Annotated in this window: 20 protein-coding genes; 8 read left to right on the top strand and 12 right to left on the bottom strand. The window is 65.3% G+C overall.

Annotation, left to right across the window (positions count from 1 at the left end; genetic code table 11):
• From V9K84_RS07410 to V9K84_RS07400, 3 genes are read right to left on the bottom strand one after another with little or no spacing between them, the layout of a single operon-like run.
• Positions 1-1,437, bottom strand: a complete 1,437-nt coding sequence (locus V9K84_RS07410) for an efflux transporter outer membrane subunit (protein ID WP_088514988.1) — start codon at positions 1,435-1,437, stop codon at positions 1-3.
• Positions 1,434-4,535: a MexW/MexI family multidrug efflux RND transporter permease subunit gene (locus V9K84_RS07405; protein ID WP_088514989.1), complete on the bottom strand. Its 3,102-nt coding sequence runs from the start codon at positions 4,533-4,535 to the stop codon at positions 1,434-1,436. Before V9K84_RS07405 ends, V9K84_RS07410 begins: the two co-directional genes overlap by 4 nt.
• Positions 4,532-5,569, bottom strand: coding sequence for an efflux RND transporter periplasmic adaptor subunit (locus V9K84_RS07400; RefSeq protein WP_305886534.1), 1,038 nt, complete (start codon positions 5,567-5,569; stop codon positions 4,532-4,534). The genes V9K84_RS07405 and V9K84_RS07400 overlap by 4 nt, the downstream gene beginning before the upstream one ends.
• Positions 5,570-5,784: 215 nt before the next feature.
• On the opposite strand from V9K84_RS07400, the gene soxR reads away from it, so the two are divergent.
• Together soxR and V9K84_RS07390 are read left to right on the top strand one after the other, a co-directional pair.
• On the top strand, positions 5,785-6,237 hold the full coding sequence (soxR, locus tag V9K84_RS07395; RefSeq protein WP_058540094.1) for a redox-sensitive transcriptional activator SoxR: 453 nt from the start codon (positions 5,785-5,787) through the stop codon (positions 6,235-6,237).
• A 614-nt stretch (positions 6,238-6,851) separates the two neighbouring features.
• A complete protein-coding gene (locus V9K84_RS07390; protein ID WP_168186844.1) occupies positions 6,852-7,019 on the top strand; it encodes a hypothetical protein in 168 nt (55 codons plus the stop codon).
• Here V9K84_RS07390 and V9K84_RS07385 read toward each other — a convergent pair.
• Positions 7,007-7,807 (bottom strand): aminoglycoside phosphotransferase family protein, encoded by an 801-nt coding sequence (locus V9K84_RS07385; protein ID WP_088514991.1) that lies wholly within the window; start codon positions 7,805-7,807, stop codon positions 7,007-7,009. The genes V9K84_RS07390 and V9K84_RS07385 overlap by 13 nt on opposite strands.
• Positions 7,800-8,414, bottom strand: a complete 615-nt coding sequence (locus tag V9K84_RS07380) for a hypothetical protein (RefSeq protein WP_088514992.1) — start codon at positions 8,412-8,414, stop codon at positions 7,800-7,802. Before V9K84_RS07380 ends, V9K84_RS07385 begins: the two co-directional genes overlap by 8 nt.
• A gap of 217 nt (positions 8,415-8,631) precedes the next feature.
• On the opposite strand from V9K84_RS07380, the gene V9K84_RS07375 reads away from it, so the two are divergent.
• Positions 8,632-9,321 carry a B3/4 domain-containing protein gene (locus V9K84_RS07375; protein WP_088514993.1) on the top strand — a complete coding sequence of 230 codons (690 nt, stop codon included), beginning with the start codon at positions 8,632-8,634 and terminating at the stop codon, positions 9,319-9,321.
• Between the two features lie 17 nt (positions 9,322-9,338).
• Here the strand turns inward: V9K84_RS07375 and V9K84_RS07370 are convergent, their stop codons facing one another.
• The 4 genes from V9K84_RS07370 to V9K84_RS07355 form a co-directional block, all read right to left on the bottom strand.
• Positions 9,339-9,824 (bottom strand): ATP-binding protein, encoded by a 486-nt coding sequence (locus V9K84_RS07370; protein WP_078480319.1) that lies wholly within the window; start codon positions 9,822-9,824, stop codon positions 9,339-9,341.
• A 69-nt stretch (positions 9,825-9,893) separates the two neighbouring features.
• Entirely contained in the window at positions 9,894-10,325 is a 432-nt protein-coding gene (locus V9K84_RS07365; RefSeq protein WP_043861401.1) for a carboxymuconolactone decarboxylase family protein, read from the bottom strand.
• A gap of 27 nt (positions 10,326-10,352) precedes the next feature.
• Positions 10,353-10,973 carry an NAD(P)H-dependent oxidoreductase gene (locus V9K84_RS07360; RefSeq protein WP_338794326.1) on the bottom strand — a complete coding sequence of 207 codons (621 nt, stop codon included), beginning with the start codon at positions 10,971-10,973 and terminating at the stop codon, positions 10,353-10,355.
• On the bottom strand, positions 10,970-11,416 hold the full coding sequence (locus tag V9K84_RS07355) for a GNAT family N-acetyltransferase (RefSeq protein ID WP_088514995.1): 447 nt from the start codon (positions 11,414-11,416) through the stop codon (positions 10,970-10,972). Before V9K84_RS07355 ends, V9K84_RS07360 begins: the two co-directional genes overlap by 4 nt.
• Positions 11,417-11,505: 89 nt before the next feature.
• On the opposite strand from V9K84_RS07355, the gene V9K84_RS07350 reads away from it, so the two are divergent.
• From V9K84_RS07350 to V9K84_RS07330, 5 genes are all read left to right on the top strand, one after another.
• On the top strand, positions 11,506-12,903 hold the full coding sequence (locus V9K84_RS07350; RefSeq protein ID WP_088514996.1) for a PLP-dependent aminotransferase family protein: 1,398 nt from the start codon (positions 11,506-11,508) through the stop codon (positions 12,901-12,903).
• A 94-nt stretch (positions 12,904-12,997) separates the two neighbouring features.
• Positions 12,998-13,867 carry an AraC family transcriptional regulator gene (locus V9K84_RS07345; protein ID WP_088514997.1) on the top strand — a complete coding sequence of 290 codons (870 nt, stop codon included), beginning with the start codon at positions 12,998-13,000 and terminating at the stop codon, positions 13,865-13,867.
• A gap of 208 nt (positions 13,868-14,075) precedes the next feature.
• Positions 14,076-15,080: a sensor domain-containing diguanylate cyclase gene (locus tag V9K84_RS07340; RefSeq protein WP_088514998.1), complete on the top strand. Its 1,005-nt coding sequence runs from the start codon at positions 14,076-14,078 to the stop codon at positions 15,078-15,080.
• Positions 15,081-15,290: 210 nt separating this feature from the next.
• Positions 15,291-15,659 carry a hypothetical protein gene (locus V9K84_RS07335; protein WP_078480310.1) on the top strand — a complete coding sequence of 123 codons (369 nt, stop codon included), beginning with the start codon at positions 15,291-15,293 and terminating at the stop codon, positions 15,657-15,659.
• 705 nt (positions 15,660-16,364) lie between these two features.
• Complete coding sequence (locus V9K84_RS07330; protein ID WP_088514999.1) at positions 16,365-18,800, top strand: membrane-bound PQQ-dependent dehydrogenase, glucose/quinate/shikimate family; 2,436 nt, start codon at positions 16,365-16,367, stop codon at positions 18,798-18,800.
• A gap of 66 nt (positions 18,801-18,866) precedes the next feature.
• Here V9K84_RS07330 and V9K84_RS07325 read toward each other — a convergent pair whose 3' ends face one another.
• The 3 genes from V9K84_RS07325 to V9K84_RS07315 are packed head-to-tail and all read right to left on the bottom strand — an operon-like array spanning position 18,867 to position 24,648.
• On the bottom strand, positions 18,867-20,321 hold the full coding sequence (locus V9K84_RS07325) for a TolC family protein (RefSeq protein ID WP_088515000.1): 1,455 nt from the start codon (positions 20,319-20,321) through the stop codon (positions 18,867-18,869).
• The gene (locus V9K84_RS07320) at positions 20,318-23,494 is read right to left on the bottom strand and encodes a multidrug efflux RND transporter permease subunit (RefSeq protein ID WP_088515001.1); all 3,177 of its coding nucleotides are present in this window, start codon (positions 23,492-23,494) and stop codon (positions 20,318-20,320) included. The genes V9K84_RS07325 and V9K84_RS07320 overlap by 4 nt, the downstream gene beginning before the upstream one ends.
• Positions 23,491-24,648 carry an efflux RND transporter periplasmic adaptor subunit gene (locus V9K84_RS07315; RefSeq protein WP_088515002.1) on the bottom strand — a complete coding sequence of 386 codons (1,158 nt, stop codon included), beginning with the start codon at positions 24,646-24,648 and terminating at the stop codon, positions 23,491-23,493. Before V9K84_RS07315 ends, V9K84_RS07320 begins: the two co-directional genes overlap by 4 nt.
• Between the last annotated feature and the right edge of the window lie 95 nt (positions 24,649-24,743).

Genomic DNA, 24,743 nt, shown 5'->3' with positions numbered 1-24,743 from the left:
TCAGTTGTTCAGGGTGTTTGCGCTCAGCGTCCTGCCGGTAGGCGCGCGCCAGGCCAGGGCCTTGTACAGGTCCACGGCGTTGCCATAGGAGGCGGCCTGTGCCCGCGCGATGTCCTGGCGCAGACGCAACAGGTCGCGCTGGCTGTCCTTGACCGCCAGGTAGCTGCCCGAACCTGCGCCATAGCGCTGCTGGGCGATGGCGAACGCCGCCTCGCCATGCCGCGCCGCCTGCACCAGGCCGAGCAGGTGGCGCTGGTGCTCGGCCAACTGCGTGACTGCGCCCTCCACCTCTTCCACCGCCACCAGCAGCACCTGTTCGAAGTGCGCCGCCTCGCCCTGGGCCAGCGCCTGGGTACCGCGCAGGCGCGCCCGCACCGAGCCCAGGTTGAACGCTGGCCAGGTCAGGCCGGGCGTCAGCTCGAACGCCCGCGCCGCACTGCCCAGGTCGCCGTCACGCAAGGCAAAGAAGCCGATGAACCCACCCAGGTTCAAACGTGGGTACAGGTCGGCAGTGGCAGCGCCCACATCCTGCACACGGGCAGCCAGCAGCCGTTCGGCCTGAACCACATCGGGCCGGTTGCGGATCAGCTGATCCACATCCCCCAGTGGCAGCTGGCGCGCCAATGGCATCGGCGGCATGTCACCCAGCGCGATGGCAAAGCTGCCGGGGCGCTGGCCTGTGAGCACCTGCAGCCGGTACAGGCGCCGCTGCAACTGGCTGCGCAGTGGCGCCACAGTCGATTGCGCCAGCAGCAGGTTGCTCTGCGCGCTCTCCAGCGCTTCGGGCAGGCCGGCGCCGGCGTGCAACTGCGCCTGGGTCAACTGCACGGTCTCCTGCCAGCTGCGCACCGCTTCTTCGGCCAGCAGCCCTTGCTGGCGTAGCCCCTGGGCCTCGAAGTAGGCCTGGGCCACCTGGGCCGCGATGCTCAACTGCACCTGTTCCAGGTCGGCCGCGGAGGCCTGCGCACGGGATTGGGCGGCGCGCTCCAGGTGATCGAGGCGGCCGAACAGGTCAAGCTCCCACTGCAGGTCCAGCCCCGCCCGCCACGATTCGGACAGGCTGCGGGCCGGCGGCTGCCCCTGCCTGGCCTGCTGCGCCAGGCTGCGCTGGTAGCTCGCGCTGCTGGTCACCGTCGGCAGGCGCTCCAGCGCCTGTTCATCCACATGGGCACGGGCCAGCAGCAGGCTGGCATGCGCCTGCTCGATGGCGTGGTTGTGGGCCAGGGCGTTGGCGATCAGGCGTTCCAGCTGCGGGTCGTCGAAAAAGGTCCACCAGGCTGACGTCGGCTGCACCGGCGTCGCAGCGAAGGCCTGCGCCTGCGGGCTGACCACATGAATGGGCGCCACCTCGAGGGCGTGATATTGCGGCCCGACGCTGCAGGCACCCTGCAACGCCACGGCGCCCAGCAACAGCGGATAACGGCTGAACCCCTTCATGGCCTTGCCTCCCTGTGCCCAAGCGCAAGGCCCTGCTCGGCCTCCTCCAGTTGCTGCTTGCGCGGGCTGTGCACGCGATGGTCACGGGCCAGCCAGGCATACACCGTGGGCAGCACGAACAAGGTGAACAGCGTGCCTATCAACATGCCGCAGACAATGACCACACCCAGGCCGAAACGGCTGTTGGCACCGGCGCCGCTGGCGAACAGCAGCGGCATCACGCCGAAGGTCATCGCGGCGGTGGTCATCAGTACCGGGCGCAGGCGAATCTGCGCGGCGCGGATGATCGCCCCGGCACGGTCGAGGTTCTCGCGCAGCTGGATCTCGTTGGCGAACTCCACCATCAGAATGCCGTGCTTGCTGATCAGCCCGATCAGGGTCACCAGCCCGATCTGCGTGTAGATATTCAGGGTGGCCCAGCCCAGTGCGAGCGGCAGCAGTGCGCCGCAGATCGACAGCGGCACGGTGACCAGGATGATCAGCGGGTCCACCAGGCTTTCGTACTGGGCCGCGAGCACCAGGTAGATGACCACCATCGCGGCGAGAAACGCCAGCACCAGTGCATTGCCTTCCTGCACATACTGGCGCGACTCGGACTGCCAGTCATGGCTGAACTCCGGCGGCAGTTCGCTGGCCAGCGCCTGCAGAAACGCCACCGCCTGCCCCTGGGAAACCCCCGGTGCCGGGATGGCCTGCAGCGTGCTCGCATTCTGCTGGTCGAACTGCAGCAGCCGGTTGGGCTCGACCGTCATCTGCAGCCGCACCACGGCAGACAACGGCACCAGTTGCCCCGCTTCGCTGCGCACATACTGGCGCTCTAGCGCCTGGGGCGTCAGGCGCTGATCCTGGGTGCTCTGCGGGATCACGTCATACGAGCGGCCATACAACGCGAAGCGGTTGATGTACTGCTCGCCCACCAGCACGGCCAGGGAGTCGCCGAGGGCCTGCATGCCGATGCCCAGGCTGGCGGCCTTGGCGCGGTCGACCGTCACCTTGACCACCGGGTTGTTGTAGTCCAGGTCGCTGTCCACCACCGCGAACAGGCCGCTGTCGCGGGCACGCTGCTTGAGGGTTTCCATGGTCTGGTACAGCACCGGGTAGTCCTGCGCGCTGCGCAGCACCATCTGCACCGGCAAGCCACCGCTGGAGCCTGGCAGCGAGGCCACCTGGAAGGCAAAGATGCTGCTGCCCTCCACTTCGCTCACGGCCTGCTGCAGGTCGGCCTGGACCTGATCGGCCGAGCGCTCGCGGGCCTGCCACAGGCTGAGGTTGATGCCGCCGAAGCTGCTGGCCGGCCCGTCGGTGCCGTTGATGATCCAGGTGTCGGTGGTTTCCGGCAGGCTGTGCATCACCTGGTCGAGCTTGCTGGCGAAGCGCTCGGCATAGTCGAGGCTGGCGTACTGCGGCGACTTGATGGCGGTGAGCACGGCGGCCTGGTCCTCGGGTGGCGCCAGCTCGCGTTGCGGCTGCAGGTACAGCCACGGCAGGCTCAGGCACACCAGCAAGGCGACGCCACCGCTGACCCAGCGACGCGACAGCGAGTGCGCCAGTGCCCGCCCGTAGGCGCTGGCCAGCCCGCCGAACACCTTCTCGGCAAGCCTGGCCATGCGCCCCTCCTGCTGGCCGGGCTTGAGCAGCAGCGAGCTCATCACCGGCGACAGGGTCAGGGCCACCACCCCCGAGACGATCACCGCCCCGGCCAGGGTCAGGGCGAACTCGCGAAACAGCGTGCCGGTGAGCCCGCCGATCAGGCCGATAGGGGCATACACGGCGGCCAGCGTGAGGGTCATGGCGATCACCGGCCCGGCGATCTCGCGGGCACCGACCAGCGCGGCGGCCACCGGCGTCTGGCCCTCCTCGATATGGCGGTGCACGTTCTCCACCACCACGATCGCGTCGTCCACCACCAGCCCGATGGCCAGCACCATCGCCAGCAGGGTCAGCAGGTTGAGGCTGAAGCCGAACGCCAGCATCAGCCCGGCCGCGCCGAGCATCGACAGCGGGATCGCCAGCACCGGGATGGCTACGCTGCGCAACGAGCCCAGGCACAACCAGATCACCAGCACCACGATCACGATCGCCTCGACCAGCGTGTGCAGCACTTCCTGGATCGAGGCCTCGATAAAGCGTGCAGTCTCGTAGGCCAGCGCCACGTTGACCCCTGGCGGCAGGGTCTGCTGGATCTGCGGCAGCAGCTTGCGAATGCCGTCGACGATCACCAGCGGGTTGCCCGCAGGCGTCGGGAACAGGCCCAGGTGCACCGCCGGGCGGCCATCCATGGTGGCGCTGGTCTGGGTGGCCGCGGCGCCCAGTTCGACCGTGCCCACATCGCGCAGGCGCACCAGCGCCGTGCCGTCATTGCGAATCACCAGGTCGCGAAAGGCCTCGACACTGGTCAGGTCGGTATCGATGCGTATGTCGGCCAGCACGAACTGGCCGCGTACCTGCCCGGGCGTGGCCTGGTAGTTGTTGCTGCGCACGGCATCGGCCACCTCGGCGGCGGTCACGCCGCGCCCGGCCATGCGTTCGCTGTCCAGCCACAGGCGCATGGCCAGGGTCTGGCCACCGAAGGTCTGGATCTTGGCCACGCCGTCGATGCCGGAAAGCTGCGGCTCGACCACCCGCGACAGGTAGTCGCTGAGTTCGGGAATCGACAGCGTGTCGCTGGCAAAGCCCACATAGGCCACGGCGGTGGAATCCCCGGCCGACAGCTCCACTACCGGATCGTAGGCCTTGTCCGGCAGGCGGTAGCGCACCTGGTTGACCTTGGCCATGGTCTCGCTCAGCGCCTGGGTCGAATCGCGGTTCAGCTCCATGCGCAGGGTCACCAGGCTGCGGCCCTGCACCGACGACGAAGACAGGTAGTCGATGCCTTCCACCGACGACACCGCCTGGGTGATCGGCTGGGTCACGAAGCCCTGCATCAGTTCGGCCGATGCACCCGGGTATTCGGTGCTGACGGTAATGGTGGCGGTTTCCAGCAACGGGTACTGGCGGATGGGCAGCTTGCCCAGGGCGAACAGGCCGGCTAGCACGATCAGGCTGCTGACCACCAGGGCCAGCACCGGGCGACGCACAAAACTGTCGGTGAACCTCATGAGGCGTCGCCCCCGTCGGCGTTGTGCAGCGTGTCATTGGCCACCTGCTCCACCTGCATGCCGTCACTGAGCTTGAGCTGGCCCGAGACCACCACGCGGTCGCCCGCCTTGAGCCCGGAGGTGACTTCCACCTGGCCCTTCCAGCGCTCGCCGGTGGTCACCTGCACGCGGTGCACGCTCAGGCCGCGTTCCGGGTCGTGGTTGGCAATGAACACGGTCTGGCCGTAGGCGGTATAGGTGATGGCGGTTTCCGGCACGGCCATCACCCGGGTCGGCTGCGCCGCCGCGAGCTGCACGCTGGCGTACATGCCGGCCTGCAACTGCCCGTCCGGGTTGGCCAGGGTGGCCTGCACCCACACTGCGCGCGCCTTGCCCACCATCGGGTCGATGGCGTTGATGCGCGCCGCAAAGGTCTTTTGCGGCAGTGCATCCACCGCCAGGGCGGCGGTCTGCCCCACCTGCAAGCCCGGGGCGGCATGCTCGGCCAGCGAGAAGTTCACCCGCAGTTGCGTGGCGTCCACCAGGCTGGCCACGGCGTCACCGGCATTCAGGTACTGGCCTTGATGCACGCGGCGGATGCCCAGCTTGCCGGCAAAGGGAGCCCGGATCGCCTTCTGCGCAATCCGTGCATCGACCTGCTGCAGTTCGCCCTCGGCCATCTGCACGGCGGCGGTGGCATTGTCGAGTTGCTCCTGGGTAGTGACATTGGCGGTGCGCAGCTTGCCGATGCGCTGATGCAGGGTGCGGGCATTGCGCAGCTGTGCGCTCAGGCGCACCCGGTCGGCCTGCTCGGGGGCATCGTTGAGCTGCACCAGCAGTTGCCCGGCCTTGACCCTTTGCCCCGACTCGAAGGCGATGCGCGTGATGCGCCCGGTGGTTTCCGCGGCCACCTGCACCTGGTGGGCGGCTTCCAGCTCGCCGGCCGCGAAGGTCTGGCGGGGCGCCTCACGCGAGGTGACGGTGACCAGCGCGACCTTGGTCACCGGCCACGCCGCAGTGGCGTGCGCCGTCGAGTCCTTTCTGGTCAGCAGCATGACGACGGCCAGCACGCACACAACAGCGGCGCCCCCTCCCAACAGCATCCTCTTGCCCATCTTTGCTCCGCTCATCGGTGTGGTGTGTTCGCTGCACAGCGCATCCCGTGCCGATGGCTGGCATCGGCACGGCAAAGCGGTTGCAGGAAAGATCGGGCCGGACTATAAAACCTCAACTTAACTTGAGGTCAACACACGTGGCGGCAGAAAAGACGATGGATGGTGCGCGCTCGCTCACCATCGGCGAGGTGGCCAGGCGCAGTGGCGTGCCGATTTCCACCTTGCATTTCTACGAGTCCAAGGGGTTGATCGCCAGCACGCGCAATGCCGGCAACCAGCGGCGATTTCCGGCGTTGGTGCTGCGCAGCATCGCGATCATCAAGGTGGCGCAGCGCACCGGGATTCCGCTGGAAGAGATCAAGCATGCGATGAGCCGCTACCCGCCCAACAGCAAATTGACGGCGGCGCAGTGGGGTGAGATGTCATCGGCCTGGCGCGAGAACCTGAATGCGCGCATCCGGACGCTGGAGGCATTGAGGGATAGCCTGGACAACTGCATCGGTTGTGGCTGCCTGTCGCTGGATGATTGCCCGTTGCGCAACCCGGGGGATGCGCTGGGGCAGGATGGACCGGGGCCGAGGATTCTGGAAGGGGCTGCCGGGGGGTAGGCGCAGGGGTTGCGGGTGGTCTGGCTGATGCACCGTGCACACAGGTTTTGCGACCGCTTCGCGCTCGTTCGCCAGCAATGCTGGCTCCTACAGCGCTGGGGCTTCTGCCCGAAGGGCGTAGGAGCGGGCCTTGCCCGCGATCTGGCTGATGTACCGAGCACGCAGGTTGTGGGACCGCTTCGCTTTCGTTCGCCAGCAATGCTGGCTCCTACAGCCGTGGGGCTTCTGCCCGAAGGGCGTAGGAGCGGGCCTTGCCCGCGATCTGGCTGATGCACCGTGCACGCAGGTTCTGCGACCGCTTCGCGCTCGTTCGCCAGCAATGCTGGCTCCTACAGCCCTGTGGTTTCTGCCCGAAGGGCGTAGGAGCGGGCCTTGCCCGCGAACTGGCTGATGCATCGCACACGCAGGTTCTGCGACCGCTTCGCGCTCGTTCGCCAGCAATGCTGGCTCCTACAGCCCTGTGGTTTCTGCCCGAAGGGCGTAGGAGCGGGCCTTGCCCGCGATCTGGCTGATGCACCGTGCACGCAGGTTCTGCGACCGCTTCGCGCTCGTTCGCCAGCAATGCTGGCTCCTACAGCCCTGTGGTTTCTGCCCGAAGGGCGTAGGAGCGGGCCTTGCCCCGCGAACTGGCGCGCAGCGCCAGCAAAACCTGCGAACGCGATCTGGCTGATGCATCGCGCACGATCGTCGGCCAGCAGCAGCCCACCTGCACGCCTGTGGTTTCAAACGGAGCGACAGCGCTCCATCAATCGACCCGCATGGAGCGCAGTCACTCCATATAACCAAGCCCCGCTGCGGCCAGTTTCGCCACCTCAAGGGTGCTGCCCGGCGGTTGATGGTCTTCGAGCAGCCAACTGACCGACAGGCCCGACCACGCGAGCACCCACTGCAACAACCGACGAGGTTCCATGCCGCTGGCCTTGGCGACGATCTCGACCCGGTGCGCGAAGCGCCCCGGTGCCAGCGCCTGCTCGCCATCGGGATTGCAGAAAATGTTCGCGTAATCGAAGCCCTGCTCGCCATACAGCCCCTTGGGGTCGATGGCGAGCCAGCCGGCTGCGCCGAAATCGAGCACGTTGCCGTGGTGGATGTCGCCATGCAGTACCCCCACATCGCGCGGCGCAGCCAGCAGTTCGCGGGCGGTGCTGGCGCAGTGCAGCAGAACACCGCCGTGCCTGTCGGCCCCGTGCCACAACCCCTCGAACCACTGCTCCAGTGGCACCAGGGCGAGCATGGGCGTGGCGCGCGGTGCATGCAGGCGGGCGGCAACCGCGCAAAGGATGCGCGTGGCCTGCTCGTCGTGCCCGTCCTTGACCATCTGCGTCAGTGCATCCGTACCTTGCGCGCGCACCATAAGAAGGGCTTGGCCGTCGTGAGCCAGTACCGGCGCTGCCCCCTCGCCCTGCCACCACGCCATGAGCAGGCTGCCCGCCTGTTCTTCGGCAACGTGCGAAATCTTCAGCATGGCTGGCCTGCCCTGCTGGCGCACCGGCAGCAGGGTGCCGTTCAGCGAGTCGAACGGCTCGCCATCGACAGTCAGTTGCCAGCGCTTGAGATAGTCGTCAAACATGCCGTGGCCTGGGTAGCGAGGCGATCATCTGGTCAAAGGCCTCCAGCGCATAGCGCCCTTCCAGGCGCTGCAACGTGGGCAACTGCGCGGGCAAACCGAATTGCACCCTGCCGGGCAGCACCTGCTCGATGGCGCCGTACCAGTTCAGCACTGCTTCCTGCAGGCGCACGTGCAGCTCGAACCTGCTGCGCCGACGCGTGCTGTCGGCCCGGGCCCGCTCCCGTGCCAGCTGTGGGTCGATGCGCGCAACCAGGTAGGCGTCGGCAAAGCCGATGCGCCCTTGCGCGAAGGTCTGGCGGGTGGCGTCCAGTTCCACCTGCCAGTCGCGCTCACTGGCCTCGCCGATCTGCCACAGGCTCCAGATGTAATGCAGCTTGAGCGGGTCGCTGTCGCATACGGCCCGCGAATGGCGCTGCTCCATGGCCAGCGCCGCCTGCCAGCGATCGACGTTGCGTTCGGCCCAGAACGCAGCCGCCCCGAGCGGATCTGTCGCGCGATCGGGCTCGTTCTCAAAACGCCCGTTTTCGGCAATCAACTGTTGCTCGGCGTGACTTGTGCACCAGGTGGTCTTGCCACTGGCGCTGATACCTTCGACTACCACAATCATTGCAACTGCCACTCCGTTGAACAGGGCTTGCTGCAAAGCCCAAAACCGGCCGACATCATACAAGCCGCCGAGCGTGTGCAATACACAGGTGCGTGCACCACCCCATCTGCAGGATAAGAAGAACTGATAAGGCATGAGGCCTAATCATTGGATCTGATAAGGCTCACCGTTCAAGAATGCGCACCTGTTCTGCTCCCCCTGCCTTCTGGAGAAATACATGTCGTTTGTCGTGCCTGTTCTTGACCCGCAGATTGCAGAGATAGCACCTGGGTTCCGTGCCATGAGCATCTGCGTCAAAGCCACGCCGATCACCCGGCCCGAGGTGGCGACCAACGCCCTGGCGCAGGCCTGTGAGGCGGTCACGGCCGGCGCCCCGGACTGGGCAGAGGCGCACCTTGCGGCATGGGCACACACCTTCCGGCTGTTCGGCGCCAAGCCGCAGCGCACGCCGTGCTCGGCCGAGGCACTGCGCAAGCGCGTGCTGCGCGACGCCGTGCTGCCGAGCATCGACCCCATTGTCGACCTGTACAACGCCATCAGCCTCAAGTTCGCCGTACCGGTAGGCGGCGAGAACTTTTCCGCATATGCAGGTGTTCCTCACTTGACCGTTGCCGACGGTACGGAGCTGTTCGACACCATCAAGGACGGCAGCGCCGCCAACGAATCGCCCGACAAGGGTGAAGTGATCTGGCGCGACGACCTGGGTGTGACGTGTCGGCGCTGGAACTGGCGCCAGGGAACCCGAACGCGCCTGGACGCCGATGCAGAACAGATGTGGTTCATCCTCGAAAGCCTGCCTGCAATGCCCCTGGAGGCACTGCAAGCTGCGGCTGACGAACTGGGCGCCGGGCTTTTGCAGATGATGCCGGGCGCCACGATCGACCGGCAGTTGATCGAACTCTACTGAGTTGTGCGCGCCGAGGGTCAGAGCCGGTGAACGCTGATCTCGACCCCCTCCTCGGGGTCGGGCACCCGAAAGTGGCTGGTGATCAGATCGAACTCGGCGTCGGTCGCGGCGAACTCATGCTCGGCGCGGCCGTTGCGAAGGTGCAGCCTGGCCCGGCAAGTCTCATCGCTTGCCTCGATGTAGTGAACGCAGTGCGGCACCTGTGCGGCGTCGGCCAGGGCGCGCAGCCATTGGCGATCGGCAGGCGTGTTGGCCGGAAAGTCCAGCACCACGCTGGTGCCCGCCCTGAGCATGTCGGTAACCAGCGGCCCCATCACCGCCCGCACCTGGCGGGCAAGGCGCACGTAGTCGGCCACCGAGTGGATCTGCTGCGGGTACAGCCTGGAGAGCCAGTGATCCTCGCTCAGCAAGATCGCCGCGTGTTCGGTTGCCAGGGCCTTGGCCAGTGTCGACTTGCCGGAGGCGATCTTGCCGCACATCAGATGAAGCGTCGGGGTGACCATGGCGTTGTCCTGATTGATGAACCGCCATGATGCCGTGCCGGCGCTAGCACCCACAACAGTGGAACGCGCTCAGAGGTTCATGCCGATGGCCAGCCGGTTGAACGCATTCATCAACGCCACGGCCAAGGTCAGGTCGGAAATCTCGACGTCGGAAAAATGGGCTTTCAAGGGCTCGTACAACGCATCGGGGGCGCCCTTTTCGCTGACGTGGGTCAGCGTCTCGGCCCAGGCCAGTGCGGCGCGCTCGCGCTCGTTGAACAGCCCACTGATGCGCCAGCCGGCCAGGCAATCGAGCTTGGCTTGCGCCACCTCGCTGTCACGCAGGGTTTGCGAATGCTTGCCCAGGCAGAAGGCGCAGCCGTTGATCTGCGAAATGCGCAGGTACACCAGTTCGATCAATGGCAGGCCCAGAGAACTGGCGGCCAGTGCGTTGTTGGTGGCGAGCAGGCCTTGGTAGGCCTCAGGCGACAGGGAAGCGAACGGCAGTCTGAGTTGGCTCATGGTGAAACTCCAGTGAAGTAAAGGGGATCAGGCGCAAACCTGTGGGTTGAACAAGGGCTCCAGCGCCAGGCGCGCGCGGCCGGCGTCGATTGCGCTACGCACCGCCTGCTCGCTGCCCACCAGGCCCTGCAGGTAGGTGAAGTGCAGGTCGAACAGCCCGAGGGTGTTGAGTACATGGCGCAGGTACGGCGTGAGAAAGTCTGGTTGGCGCGCCGCCTCGCCCTGGTGAATGCCACCGGAGCCCACCAGCACGTACACCGGGCGGTCGCGCAGCAAACCGACCTTGCCCTGCGGGCCGGCACTGAAGGTGCGGTGAATGCGCAGCACGTAGTCGATCCACAGCTTGAGCGCGGCCGGCAGCATGAAGTTGTGCATGGGCGTTGCAATCAGCAGCACATCGCTGCGCTCCAGTTCCTGGATCAACGCCTCGGACACCGCGAAAGTGGGTGCGTCGAATGGCGTGCGGGTGGTCAGGGCGCGGGCGTAATCGGTATCGAGCGGGGGCAGCGGGCTCGCGCCCAGATCACGCTCGATCAGTTGCAGCTCGGGGTGGCGCCGGCGCAAGGTGGCGACCAGCTCCAGCGCCAGTTGTTTGGCATGGGACACCGGCCCCTGCGGGCTGGCGTTGAGCAGCAGTACGTTGTTCATTGCGGGCTCCCCGGCTTAAGGCTCTGGGTGAAGTGCATGCCACGGGCCAGCAGCCCCTGGCGAAAATAGAAGCGCTGGGCCAGCGGCATGTGCAGGCCGGTATCCAGCACGAAGTGATCGCAACCGCGCTGCAGCGCCTCGTCACGCACGGCGCTCAGCAACTGCGCGCCCAGGCCGCCGCGTTGCAGGTCGGGGCTTACCACCAGGTCATCGACATAGATGAAGCGCCCGTACAACAGGTTTTCCAGCGGGCGGTAGCCCGCCAGGCCCACCACCTGCTCACCCTCCCACGCCGCCAACAAGCGGTAGCCCTGCGCCGACTGACGCTGCAGCTGCGCCACATAGTCGGCCAGGTCGGTGAGGTGCGGGCGCAGTACACGCATCAGTTCAAAGCTGGCTTCAAAGGCTGCGTGGCTTTCGAGGTGTTGAAGGGTGTAGGCCATGGTCGTCGTCCGCTTTTCAAGAGCGCCCACTTTAAGCAAGCAATGGCTTAAGCTACAGGGCCGAAAAATGAATAAACGACTAGGCCAAGATGCTTTCCTTCGAACTGGACCGCAGCCAGCAGGCGCCGATCTATCGCCAGCTCTACCAGCGCTTTCGCGAATCCATCGCCGACGGCCGCCTGCGCCCAGGTGATCGCGTGCCGGCCGTTCGCGCCCTGGCCGCCGAGCTGAACCTGGCGCGGGGCACCGTGGAGGCGGCCTACCAGTTGTTGATCGGCGAAGGCTACCTGATGGCGCGCGGCGCCGCCGGCACGGTGGTCACCCCGCAACTGACCCCGGTTGCCCCACCCCAACTGGGCCATGGCCTGGCCGCCAGCACCTACCCGACCACCCATTCCGGCGAGCTGCCACTGCCCTTGCAGATGGGCCTGCCGGCCCTGGACGCCTTCCCGCGCAAGCTGTGGACGCGGCTGGCCGGCCGGCAACTGCGCCAAGGCGGCCTGGAAAGCCTGGTGTACCCGGACCCACGCGGCCACGCACCGCTACGGGCGGCGATTGCCACTTACCTGGGCATCTCGCGGGGCATCACCTGCCGCCCCGAGCAGGTGTTCGTGTGCGCCGGCTATCGCGCCTGCCTCGACCTGATTTGCCATACGCTGATGCAGCCGGGCGACCGCTGCTGGCTGGAGGAACCCGGCTACTTCATGGCCCGCAACGCCCTGCAGGAAGCCGGCGCGCAGCTGGTGCCCGTCAGCGTGGACGACCAGGGCCTGGATGTGGAACAGGGCATCGCCCGCGCGGCGGATGCGCGCTTTGCCGTGGTCACCCCCACCCACCAGAGCCCGCTGGGCGTGTCGCTGTCGCTGCCGCGCCGGCTGGCGCTGCTGGCGTGGGCCAACCGGCAAGGCAGCTGGATCATCGAGGACGACTACGACAGCGAATACCGTTATCGCGGCAAGCCCCTGCCCGCCCTCAAGAGCCTCGACCAGCAGGGCCGCGTGCTCTACACCGGCACCTTCAGCAAGGTGTTGTTCCCCGGCTTGCGTCTGGCCTACCTGGTGGTGCCGGCGCAGCAGTGCGAGGCCTTCGCCCGCCAGGCCGACCGGCTGCACAACCACTGCCCTCACCTGCTGCAGACCACCGTGGCGGCGTTTATCAACGAAGGCCACTTTGCGCGGCACCTGAACAAGATGCGCAATCTGTACGCCCGGCGCCGGCAATGGCTGATCGAGGCATTGCAGCAGCAGTTGGGCGAGCGTTTGCTGATCGATACCCAGGCAGGCGGCATGCACCTGGTAGCCGGTTTGCCCGGCGTGGACGATGTAAAACTGGCCAAGCGCGCACGGGCCGCCGGGCTGGCGGTGGAGCCGCTATCGCAGTGGTACCTGGCAGGTGCGCCCAGACACGGGCTGGTAATGGGGTTTACCAATGTTGCCAGTGCACAGCAGGCGGCGATGGTGGCGCGGGAACTGGCTCAGCTTGCATAGGGAAGCAACCCCTATCAGAGCAAACCCGGCTAGGCACGACGAGGGGGCAAAGGCGGATGCTGTTGCTCACCGCATCTTCAGGAGGTTTTGTTCGGTGACCGACTCAAGCAACAGCCATGCCTACGCAAAACGGTTCGACGCCGTACTCGCCTATATCGATACCTGCCTCGAGGGCGATCTCTCGGTGAGTGCACTGAGCCGCGTCGCCAACTTCTCGGTGTTTCATTTTCACCGGCAATTCACGGCGTATGTAGGCGTGCCGGTTGCACAGTATGTGCAGTTGATGAGGCTTCGGCGCGCTGCGCATCAACTGGTCGGTTCACCGGGTCAGTCCGTGCTGGAGACAGCACTGGGTGCTGGCTTCGAAAGCCCCGAGGCCTTTTCAAGGGCGTTCAGGCGCGCCTTTGGCATGGCGCCGAGTGCGTTCGCCAAGGCACCGAGCTGGCAGGTCTGGAATGCGGTATTCGTTGTCCCTCACTTTTCCAGGAGTATCACCATGCAGATCCGTATCGTGACGTTCGCCGAAACCCGCGTGGCGGCGCTTGAACATTGCGGGGCGCCCGGCCTCGTCAGTCAAAGCGTCAGTCGTTTTCGTCAGTGGCGCATGCAGAGCGGTCAGTCGCCAGTGGCCGTGAGCCGCTCGTTTGGCATCCCCTATGACAATCCCGATACCACGCCCGCAGAGGCCTTCAGGTTCGCGATTTGCGGCGAGATAGACGAGGCCGTGCTACCCAACGAATTCGGCGTGCATGAACGGGTCATCCCGGCAGGGCGTTGCGCCGTGATTCGCCATACGGGGTCGCCTGACTACATCGGAGAATCCATCTACCCGCTTTACCGCGACTGGCTACCCTCCAGTAACGAAGAGCTACGCGATCACCCGTTGTTCTTCCATTACCTGAGCGTGTTTCCCGAAACACCGCAGGATCAATGGCAGACGGATATCTACGTTCCGTTGAAATAGGCGAAGCTGGCGTGTGAAACGGGTTGCCGCTCGGTGGGTGAGTTGCTGGCCGAGCGGCCGTTGGCGGCCAGGCAGAATACGAAGGGCTTTCAGCGTGCCCGCAACCTCTTCCATGTCGCCATGTACCGACCCATGGCTCGGTACGCAGTACTTGCCCTGCCAGGGCTGCTAAAGTGGCTTATCCATAGGGTTCCGAGGGCTATCGTGTATGTCCGATGCAAGCGAGCTTGTCAATGACAATGAGGTGTACAGAACCCTTCTGGAGTCGACCAAGGCGATTCCCTGGAAGATTGACTGGGCCTCGATGAAGTTCACCTACATCGGCCCTCAGATCGAGGCGTTGCTGGGCTGGAGCCCTGAAAGTTGGGTGAGCGTGGAAGACTGGGCAATGCGCATGCATGCAGAAGATCGCGAGCATGTGGTGAACTTCTGCGTGACGCAATCCAAGGCTGGCGTGGACCACGAGGCGGACTACCGAGCGCTGACCAAGGACAACGGCTATGTGTGGATCCGCGACGTTGTGCACGTGGTGCGCAATGACAGGGGCGAAGTCGAAGCGCTGATCGGCTTCATGTTCGACATCAGCGAACGCAAGAAGACCGAAGACCAGTTGCTGAGTTTGCAGAAGGAACTGGAGGTGCTCTCGTTCAAGGACGGCCTGACGAATATCGCCAACCGCCGTCGCTTCGACAGCTGTTTCGAGTTGGAGTGGGAACGTGCGCGCCGCGAGCGCCGGCCATTGTCGCTGCTGTTGCTGGACGTCGATTTTTTCAAGCAGTACAACGATTTGTACGGCCATATTCAAGGCGACAAATGTTTGATAGCGATTGCCCAGACCCTGAGTTTGGCGTTGGATGGCCCACACGACCTTGTGGCTCGCTATGGCGGCGAAGAATTTATCGTGCTGCTGCCCGAAGCCGATGCCGAGGTGGCGCGTAAAGTGGCTGAGCGCTGCCAGCGGTTGATCCACAAGCAGTCCATCGTGCATGCGCTATCGCCACATGACCACCGCCTGACGGTCAGCATAGGCGCGGGTTCGGTGGTACCAGGCGAGCGGGACAGGCCTACAGACTTCATCAAAGCCGTGGACCAGCAGCTCTATGCGGCTAAAAACAACGGACGGCACCGCATTGAGTATGTGCAGTTGGAGGGGTTGTCGGGCTGTTCAGCAGTTGAAGGTGCAGAAGAACAAACAACTGCCCGTCCTTCATAGAGGGTCATCAACAGCCACGGTGATGCTGGAGAAAACGCAGCGGCGAGTGCGATTCGAGATTACTGGGCAAACACGGTTTCGGCCGTCGCTAACGGACCCAAGGCTGCCGGTGGTTAACGGCAGCAATCGGCCAGAGGCGGACTGTAGACAGATAGCTGGCATTCCTACGCTGGCATTCTAGTAATCTCACAACGCTAAAAAGGAACATTCATGTTGGTCATTCAAATTGATCGGGATAGCGTGCATGCAGGGGATGATCTGGAAAGTCACAGGACATCAATCAGGCTTGATCCAGCAGTAACACTGCGCGCTTTGTTCGAAGCGATCCAAGGTATGGGTTACCTGCCTGACATCAGTGGAGGCAAGGCGACGTGGATTATTTGTTCGTCTGGCAAACACATAGGTGTTTTAGCTCAGCAATGGCCAGAAACTAAATTGTTAATCCCCGCCGAGAGCCTCCTGAGTCAGTATTTTGGGGATACCGAACCTCGCCTTCTGTTCAGATATTGGTGCCAGGCAGATCCAGACCATGTCTTTTCACAGATCAAAGCTGGAAATGAACCGCCGTCTCGATTTTAGGACTGGCGGGGGCTACCTACTGATCCAGAAGCTAATATGCCTGCTTTGGGTTGTGGCGGCCTGTTGCAAAGGTGGGCTACCGAGCTATAGCTGCATCCTTTCGGGTTTGCTAGCCCGAGTACCTTAGGACGTGCAAGCGTCCATCCGTCTCAGCTGACACCTTTTTGCACCCGCTGTTTCGTTTTATGACGGCTGTACGCAGGGCGCATTCGTGCGCGCTGGGTTCCTGGAGTCCCGGTCTACCATCCTGCTTACGGCCGTCACCCTTTGTCGTCGGGTGTCATGGCGACTGTACGCGGGGCGCATTCATGCGCGCCGGGGTCCTTGATCTCTGGTCTGCTAACCCGCGTACAGCTGCCTCCCTTTCGTTCCGCGGGCCGCACACGCGGCCTACCGACCGTCCCCATTGTTACTGTTTCCCCAACAATGCTTTTCGACCTTGAGCATTTATCCGCCCCGCCTCGCCCGCCTAAACTGGCCACCGTTTTCAGGCAGCCCTACCGCGCCGACTCCGCAAAGGCCACCCCAACGCCAACACCCTTTCCCAGAGCCTTCGGCGCCCCCCGTATCGAATGATCGCGCACGCCCTTGCGCGCTGATCGCCACGCCCCACGGGTTCGACCTTTACCGCTGCCGACTGAATGCCTTGACCCCTGCGCAGAGCCTGCGTGCACTTTCCATTGACTAACGGAACGTATGAAAAAAATGACGGATGACCATCAACCGCAAACTCGGAAGTTTGCACTCGGCACCACCGCAAGGGTGCTGTTTGCCTTGCTGGTGCTGCTCGTATCGCTGGCGATGATCTACGGCGGCTTCAAACTGGTAGCACTCGATGGCTCGCCTTACTACCTGATCGCAGGCGTTGCATACCTGCTGCTGGCAGCGCTGATGTTCCTGCGCAAAAGCGCCGGCATCGCCCTTTCGGTAGCCATCGCCCTGGCAACCTGTGTGTGGGCATTCTACGAAGTCGGCCAGTTCAGCTACTGGGAGTTGCTGCCACGCCTGGTGGTACCGGCAATCATCCTGACCCTCAGCCTGTGGGTCGGCGCAGCCTTGCCCGGCACCTCGGCAAGCACCCGACGCCTGGCCAACCGCTTCGGCTTTGCGGTGTTCGCGGGGCTGATCGCGACCTTCGTGGCGGCGTTCTACCCGCACGGTGCAATCTCCACCCCGCTCGCCTCCACGGCCAAGCCTGCGCCGACCGAAGCCCCCGCCGCGCCGGAAAACTGGGAGTTCTTCGGCCGCAACGCCTCGGGCACGCGCTTTGCGCCGTTCAGCCAGATCACCCCGGCGAACGTCAAGGACCTGCAAGTGGCCTGGATCTACCGCACCGGCCGCAGAACCACGGGCGCCGGTGCCGGCGTGGACGAGAACACCCCGCTGCAGATCGGCAACGTGCTGTATTCATGCACGCCAGAAAACCTGATCACCGCCCTCGACGCCGACACGGGCAAGCCGATCTGGAAGTTCGACCCGCACGCGCGCAGCGCCGAGCACGTGACGTGCCGCGGCGTGGGCTACCACGACATCGACAAGGACGACAGCCTGAGCGCCGAGCTCAAGGCCTCGTATGGCGAGCAGCAGTGCCGCCAGCGCATCCTGGTGTCGTCGGTCGACGCCCGCCTGTTTGCCCTGGACGCATACACCGGCACCCTGTGCCCGAGCTTTGGCGACAACGGTTATGTCGACCTGAAAAAAGGCATGGGCCCCACCGAGAACAGCAAGCGCTATCACCCCACCTCCCTGCCCGTGGTAATGGGCCACCTCACCGTGGTCGGCGGCTGGGTGCGCGACATCGTCGCCAAGGAGCCGTCGGGCGCCGTGCGTGCCTTCGACGTGCTGACCGGTGCGCTGGTGTGGGCCTGGGACATCGGTGCGCCTGAAGGCCAGGATGCAACCGCCAGCGACCACCAGTTCACCCTGGAAACCCCCAACGTGTGGACCGTGCCCACCTACGACAAGGCACTGAACCTGGTGTACCTGCCCACCGGCAACGGCCCGCCCGACTACTGGGGTGGCGACCGCAACCAGGCCAAGGAAAAGTACGGTTCGGCCGTGGTAGCCGTCGATGCCTCGACCGGCAAGGCCAAGTGGGTGTACCAGACTGTGCACCACGACGTGTGGGACTACGACCTGCCCTCGCAACCGGTGCTGTACGACATCAACAACGCCCAGGGCGAAAAGACCCCGGTGCTGATCCAGACCACCAAGACCGGCAACATCTTCGTGCTGGACCGCCGCACCGGCCAGCCGGTGACTGAAGTTCAGGAGCTGCCCGTACCGACATCCCCCGCCGCCGAAGGCGAACACCTGGCACCGACCCAACCGCACTCGGTGGGCATGCCGGTGATTGGTGCCGAGCCCCTGACCGAGAAGTCCATGTGGGGCGTGAGCACCTTCGACCAGCTGTACTGCCGCATCATGTTCAAGGACTCGGTGTACGTGGGCCCCTTCACCCCGCCGACCGAAAAGCCCTACATCGAATGGCCGGGCCTGCTGGGTGGCATGAACTGGGGTGGCATCTCCATCGACGAAAACACCGGCATGATGTTCGTCAACGACATGCGCGTACCACTGCGCATGGCGCTGGTCACCAAGGAAAACACCAGCAAGTTCAAGGTTTCCACCGATGAGGTGCCGGGCTTCATGGGCACGATTCGCCCACAAGTGGCGGGCATCTATGGCGGGGTAAAAATCGACATCCTGCAATCCCCCCTGGGCGTGCCGTGCAACACCCCGCCGTTCGGCAGCATGAGCGCCATCGACCTGAACACCCAGAAACTGGTGTGGCAGGTACCGCTGGGTACCGTGCAGGACACCGGCCCCCTGGGCCTCAAGACCCACCTGCCGATCCCGCTGGGCATGCCGACGCTGGGCGGCCCTACCTCGACCGCCTCGGGACTGGTGTTCTTTGCCGGCACCCAGGACTACTACCTGCGGGCCCTGGACTCGGCCACCGGCAAGGAGGTGTGGAAAGCCCGCCTGCCGGTAGGTGCAGTGGCAGCGCCGTTGATCTACCAGTCGCCGGCGACCGGCAAGCAGTATGTGGTGATCTCGGCGGGCGGCATGAGCCATTCGCCTGATGTGGGCGACTACATCATTGCCTATGCGTTGCCCGACGCTACTGAACAGCAGTAACACGCTGGCGGAAGCCATATGAAAATAATCCCCGGTTTCGGGGATTATTTTTGCCTGATGGAACGCCTAGAGAGAGGCGCCGTCGCACGGCTGCCGGGCCTGCGCGCAGACTTCCCAGCCACCACCCAGCGCTTTGTAGATGCCCACAACCGCCAGGCGTTGTCGGGTACGTGCGGCGGTCAGGGCGCGTCGGCTGGCGTAATCGGCGCGCTCGGCCTCAAGCACATCCAGATAGACGCCCTCGCCCTCCGAGAACCGCGCCCGGGCAAGCCGCGCCGCCTCGCCGTTGGCCGCCGATTCGAGCAATCGCAGCCTCAGGGTATTGCTCGCAGCCCCGTGGGCCTTGAAGGCATCATCGGTTTCCTGCAACGCGCGCAATACCGTCTGGTCGTACCCGATCAACGCCTCCCTGGCGCGTGCCTCGCTGGCGGCAATCCGGGCACGTACACGCCCGGTGTCCAGCAGCGACCAGCGAATCATCGGGCCGATAAAGCTCGACAGCGCGCCCGCGCCCCTCATCCCGTCGAGGCTTCCGGTGACCACACCGATGGAGCCCTGCACCTGCACCTCGGGATAGAGGCCCGCCGTCTCGACCCCGATTTGCGCCGTGGCGGCCGCAAGGGCGCGTTCTGCCGCGGCAATGTCGGAGCGTCTCCAGAGCAACGCGGTGGGCTCGCCGACGGCGATCGTGCGCAGGGCCAGCGCCTGATCCCCAGGCTCGGCGGCCGGTGGTGTGAACCGCTGCGGCGGCTCGCCCAGCAGGATCGCCAGGGCGTTGACCGAGGCATCACGCCGACGCTCCAGCTCGGGCACGCTCACCTCGACCGAGCGCAACAGGGCCTCGGCGCGCAGCCGGTCGAACTCGGTGGCCGCCCCGGCGTTCACCTGGCGTTCGACCATGCTCAGGCTGTCGCGCTGGCTTTGGCGGGTATCGGCGGCAACCGCCAACTCGGCCTCGATGCCCCGCAGCTCGAACCAGGTGGCCGCCACCTCGGCCGCCACACTCGCCTGCACCCCGCGCAGCAACGCCTCGCGCGAACCGGCCTGGGCGCGTGCGGCCTCCACCGAGCGGCGCACGCGGCCGAACAGGTCGATTTCCCAGGACGCATCGACCGCCCCCCGATAGGTTTCGTTCTGCCGCGACTGGCCAGCCGGTGTCTGCACTTCGCTCCAGCGGCGGTTCTCGTAGCTGAGCGCAGGGCCGCCACGCGGGAGGAAACCCTGGCGGCTTTCGCGCAACATCGCCCTGGCTTCTTCGAGCCGCACGGCAGCAATCGCGATGTCATGGTTGGCGGCAAGCGCCCGCTGCACCAGCCTGGTCAACGCGGGCTCGTCAAAGGCACCCCACCACCGGGCCTCGACGCTGCCGGGGCCAAGCCCGGCAGGCAGCTCATCGAAGCGCGCGGGAAGCTGCGTTGCCGGCAGCGACGGCGCAACGTAGTCGGGGCCCACTGCAGCACACCCGGCCAGCAGCATGAGGGTGGCCAGGGGCGCCAGAACAGCTCGATAGCAAAGGCTCATGAACGGCGCTCCTCCAGGGCAGGCTGGGTTGTGGGCGTGTGCCGCTCGAAGCGGGCCGCCAGGCCACGGATCACCACATAGAAAACCGGGGTCAGGAACAGGCCGAACAGTGTCACCCCGAGCATGCCGGCAAACACCGCCACCCCCATGGCCTGGCGCATCTCGGCACCTGCGCCGCTGGCAAGCACCAGCGGCACGACGCCGGCGACGAAGGCCAGGGACGTCATCACGATCGGGCGCAGGCGCAACCGGCATGCCTCCACAACCGCCTCCAGCACACTCGCCCCCCGCGCTTCCAGGGTGCGGGCGAACTCGACGATGAGGATCGCGTTCTTGGCGGCCAGGCCCACCAGCACGATCAGCCCGATCTGCACGAACACGTTGTTGTCGCCCTCCATCAGCCACACCCCGATGATCGCGCTCAACAGGCACATCGGCACAATCAGCAGCACCGCCAGGGGCAGCAGCCAGCTGTTGTACTGCGCCGCCAGAATCAGGTAGGCCAGCAACACACACAGCGGGAAGATGAACAGCGCCGAATCGCCGGCCAGCTTCTGCTGGTAGGTCAGGTCGGTCCATTCGAAGGTCATGCCTTCAGGCAGCATTTCCCCAGCCAGACGCTCCATCAGCGCAACCGCCTGCCCTGAACTCACGCCCGGCATCGCGCCCCCCGAAATGTCCGCCGAGGGGTAGCCGTTGTAGTGAATCACCCGGTCCGGGCCGGAGCTTGGCGTAACGCTGACAAACGCCGACAACGGCAGCATGGCCCCGGCCGCATTGCGTACCTGCAGGCGGCCGATGGCTTCGGCCTGCATGCGGTGGTCCGTGTCGGCCTGCGCAGTGACCTTGTAGGTGCGGCCAAAGCGGTTGAAGTCGTTGACGTACAGCGAACCCAGGTACACCTGCAGCGCCTCGAACACATCGGTCAGGCGCACGCCGTGGCTCTTGACCTGGGCCCGGTCGATGACCACGTCGAGCTGCGGTGCATTGATATCGAGGCTGGTCATCAGCCCGGCCAACTGCCCCGACTCGGTGGCCTTCATCATCAGGATGCGGGTGTGCTGCACCAGGGCCTCCAGCCCCGCGCCGCTGCGGTCCTCGACTTGCATCTTGAAGCCGCCGGTGGCACCCAGGCCGGGCACCGGGGGTGGCGGGAACACCCCAAGAAAACCATCGGGAATACCCGCGAACCTGGCCTGCAGGCGCCCGGCAATGGCGGTTGCAGCCAGGTCCGGCGAGGCACGCTCCTTGAACGGGTCGAGCATGATGAACATCACCGCGGCGTTGGGCACATTGACGAAACCGTTGATCGAAAGCCCCGGGAACGCCACCACGCTTTCGACGCCCGGCTCGGCCAGGGCCAATTGCGACATCTGCCTGGCCACCGCTTCGGTGCGGTCCAGCGACGACGCGTTGGGCAACTGGGCGATAGCCACCAGGTAGTACTTGTCCTGCATCGGTACAAAGCCCGGTGGCACGGCATTGAAGCCGAACGCGGTCAACCCCAGCAGGCCGACGTACACCACAAGCACCAGGCCGCTGAGCCGGACCACCTTGCGCACCGTGTTGCCATAGGCCTGCGGTGCACGCTGGAACGGCCGGCCAAGGGTGCCGAGCAACCGTCGGGCACGCCCGCGCAGGCTGCGGGGGTCGGGGGTGTTGCCGTGCTGGCGTGGCTGCAGCAGCAACCCGGCGAGTGCTGGGCTGAGGGTCAGCGAATTGACCGCCGACAGAATCGTCGAGATGGCAATGGTGAGCGCGAACTGGCGATAGAACTCGCCCTGCAGGCCGCTGAGGAACGCCGTGGGGATGAACACCGCAGCCAGCACCGAGGTGATCGCGATGATGGGCCCGGTCACCTCGTCCATGGCAAGCCTGGCGGCCTGGGCCGGCGCCTCGCCGTTCTCGATATGACGCTCGACGTTCTCCACCACCACGATGGCATCGTCCACCACGATCCCGATCGACAGCACCAGGCCGAACAACGACAGGGTGTTGAGCGAAAAGCCCATCAGGTGCATGACCGCAAAGGTGCCCACCAGCGACACCGGCACCGCCATCAGCGGGATGAGCGACGCGCGCCAGTTGTGCAGAAACAGCACCACCACGATCACCACCAGCATGATCGCCTCCAGCAAGGTGATGGCCACCGACTCCAGCGAGGCCTGCACGAACACCGTGGGGTCATAGGCAATGCGCGAGGTGAGCCCCGCCGGGAAGTTCGCCTCCAGCCGCTGCATGGTTTCGCGCACCGCCTGGGCAACGTCCAGGGCATTGGCGCCCGGGCTCTGGATGATCTGCAGCGCAACGGCCGGTTCGCCATCGAGCAGGCTGCGCAATGCGTAAGAGTCGGCGCCCATCTCGATACGGGCCACATCGCGCAGGCGCGTGACCTGACCGTCGTCGCCGGTGCGAATGATGATGTCGCCAAACTGCTGCTCATCGGTCAGCCGCCCCAGGGTGTTCACGGTTACCTGGAACGCGGCGGTGGCGTTGGACGCCTGGCCGACCGACCCCGCTGCCACCTGCACGTTCTGCTCGCGCACCGCTTCGATCACCTCGCCTGCGGTGAGCCCGCGCGCGGCGATCAGGTCCGGGTCGAGCCACAGCCGCATGCTGTACTCCCCGGCGCCCCACACCAGCACATCGCTGATGCCGGGCAGGCGCGACAGTTCATCGCGCACCTGAAGGTAGGCGTAGTTCGACATGTAGAGCGGGTCGTAGCGTTTGTCGGGAGACAGCAGGTGAACCACCATCAGCATGTCCGGCGAGGTCTTCTGGGTGACCACGCCCTGGTGCTGCACCTCTGCCGGCAGGCGCGGCAGAACCCGCGAAACGCGGTTCTGCACCTGGATCTGCGCAATATCGGCATTGGTGCCCTGGGCGAAAGTGATGGTCAGTACCATCCGGCCATCGGTGGCAGACTGCGACGCCATGTACAGCATGCCCTCGACCCCGGTAATCGCCTGCTCCAGTGGCGCGGCCACGGTTTGTGCGATTACCTGGGGGTTGGCCCCCGGATAGGACGCCGTCACCTGCACGGTCGGCGGCGTGACCGCCGGGTACTCGCTCAGCGGCAGCTGGAAGAAGGCGACGATGCCGGCAATCATCATCAGTATCGAGAGGACGATGGCAAAAATGGGACGATCGATGAAGAAGCGCGGGAATGTCATTGCGCCGCCCCCAGGGTTTGCTGCGCCTTGACGGGCGAACCCTCGATCGAGGTGGGCTGCGGCGTAACCTGCATGTCCGGGCGCACCAGGCCCTTGACCACGATGCGCTCGCCGGGCTGCAGGCCTTTTTCGATCACGCGCAAGCCCTCCACCATCGGGCCGAGTTCGACCGGGCGGTACTGGGTCTTGTCGTCCTTGCCCACTACCAGTACGTAGCGGCTGCCCTGGTCGGTCGAAATCGACTGGTCCGAGATCAGCACCCTGGCCTGTGGCGTGCCGGTCTCAAGCTTCACCTTGGCAAACAAACCGGGCGTCAGCTGCCCGTCGGGGTTGTCGACCACCGCGCGAACACGCAGCGTACCGGTGTTGCGATCGGCGGCGTTGGCCAGAAAATCGACGCGGCCGGGCCGCGCGTACTGCTTGTCGGTGGCCAGCGCCACGCTCACCTTCGCCGCCTGCGCGCCCGCGCCAGGGCGGCTTGATGCAAGCGAGCGCAGGTACGTGCGCTCGTCCACATCGAAGTACACATACAGGGGGTCGACAGAGACGATGGTGGTCAGTGGCGTCACCCCATTGGTGACGTAGTTGCCTTCGGTGACCAGGGTTTGCCCTACACGCCCACTGATCGGTGCGGTGACCCGCGTGAAGCTCAGGTCGAGCTTTGCAGCGTCCAGCGCGGCCTTTGCGGCATCGACCTGGGCCTGGCCCGCATCGAGCGCCGCAATCGCGCTGTCGAGCCGGTCCCGCGCAACGACCTTTTGCGCATACAGTTGCCGGGCTCGGGCATGGTCTGCCTGGGCCAGCAGCCACGCCGCACGGGCCTCCTGCAGGCGTGCGGTGGCGGCGTCGAGCGCGGCCTGGAAGGGCCGTGGATCGATGACAAAAAGCTGGCTGCCCTTCTCTACCATGCGGCCCTCGGGCACGCTCACCGCCTGAATGTAGCCGGCCACCCGCGGGCGCAGTTCGACCCGCTTGATCGCGGTCAGCGACCCGGTGAATTCGGCATGGGGCGTTACCGGGCGCACGATCACCTCGGCTACCGGAACACTTGGAGGCTTGGCGGGTTCAGTCGCGGGTGCCGTCTCCTTGCACCCGACGCTGGTGAGCGCGACGCTTAGCGCCGCAGTGAAAAGGGTTACGCGTTTGACGTTCATCACATGGCCTTTCGCACGAGTGTCGACCTGCTTTGCGGGGGCAAAGCAACGTTCGCGTACTTATCCGACTTGCCACGTCTGGAAGGTCAAGGGTT

Source organism: Pseudomonas sp. AE27, from assembly GCF_037113495.1.
Taxonomy (GTDB): Bacteria; Pseudomonadota; Gammaproteobacteria; order Pseudomonadales; family Pseudomonadaceae; genus Aquipseudomonas; species Aquipseudomonas palmensis.
This window is presented reverse-complemented; position numbering and strand designations above follow the sequence as displayed.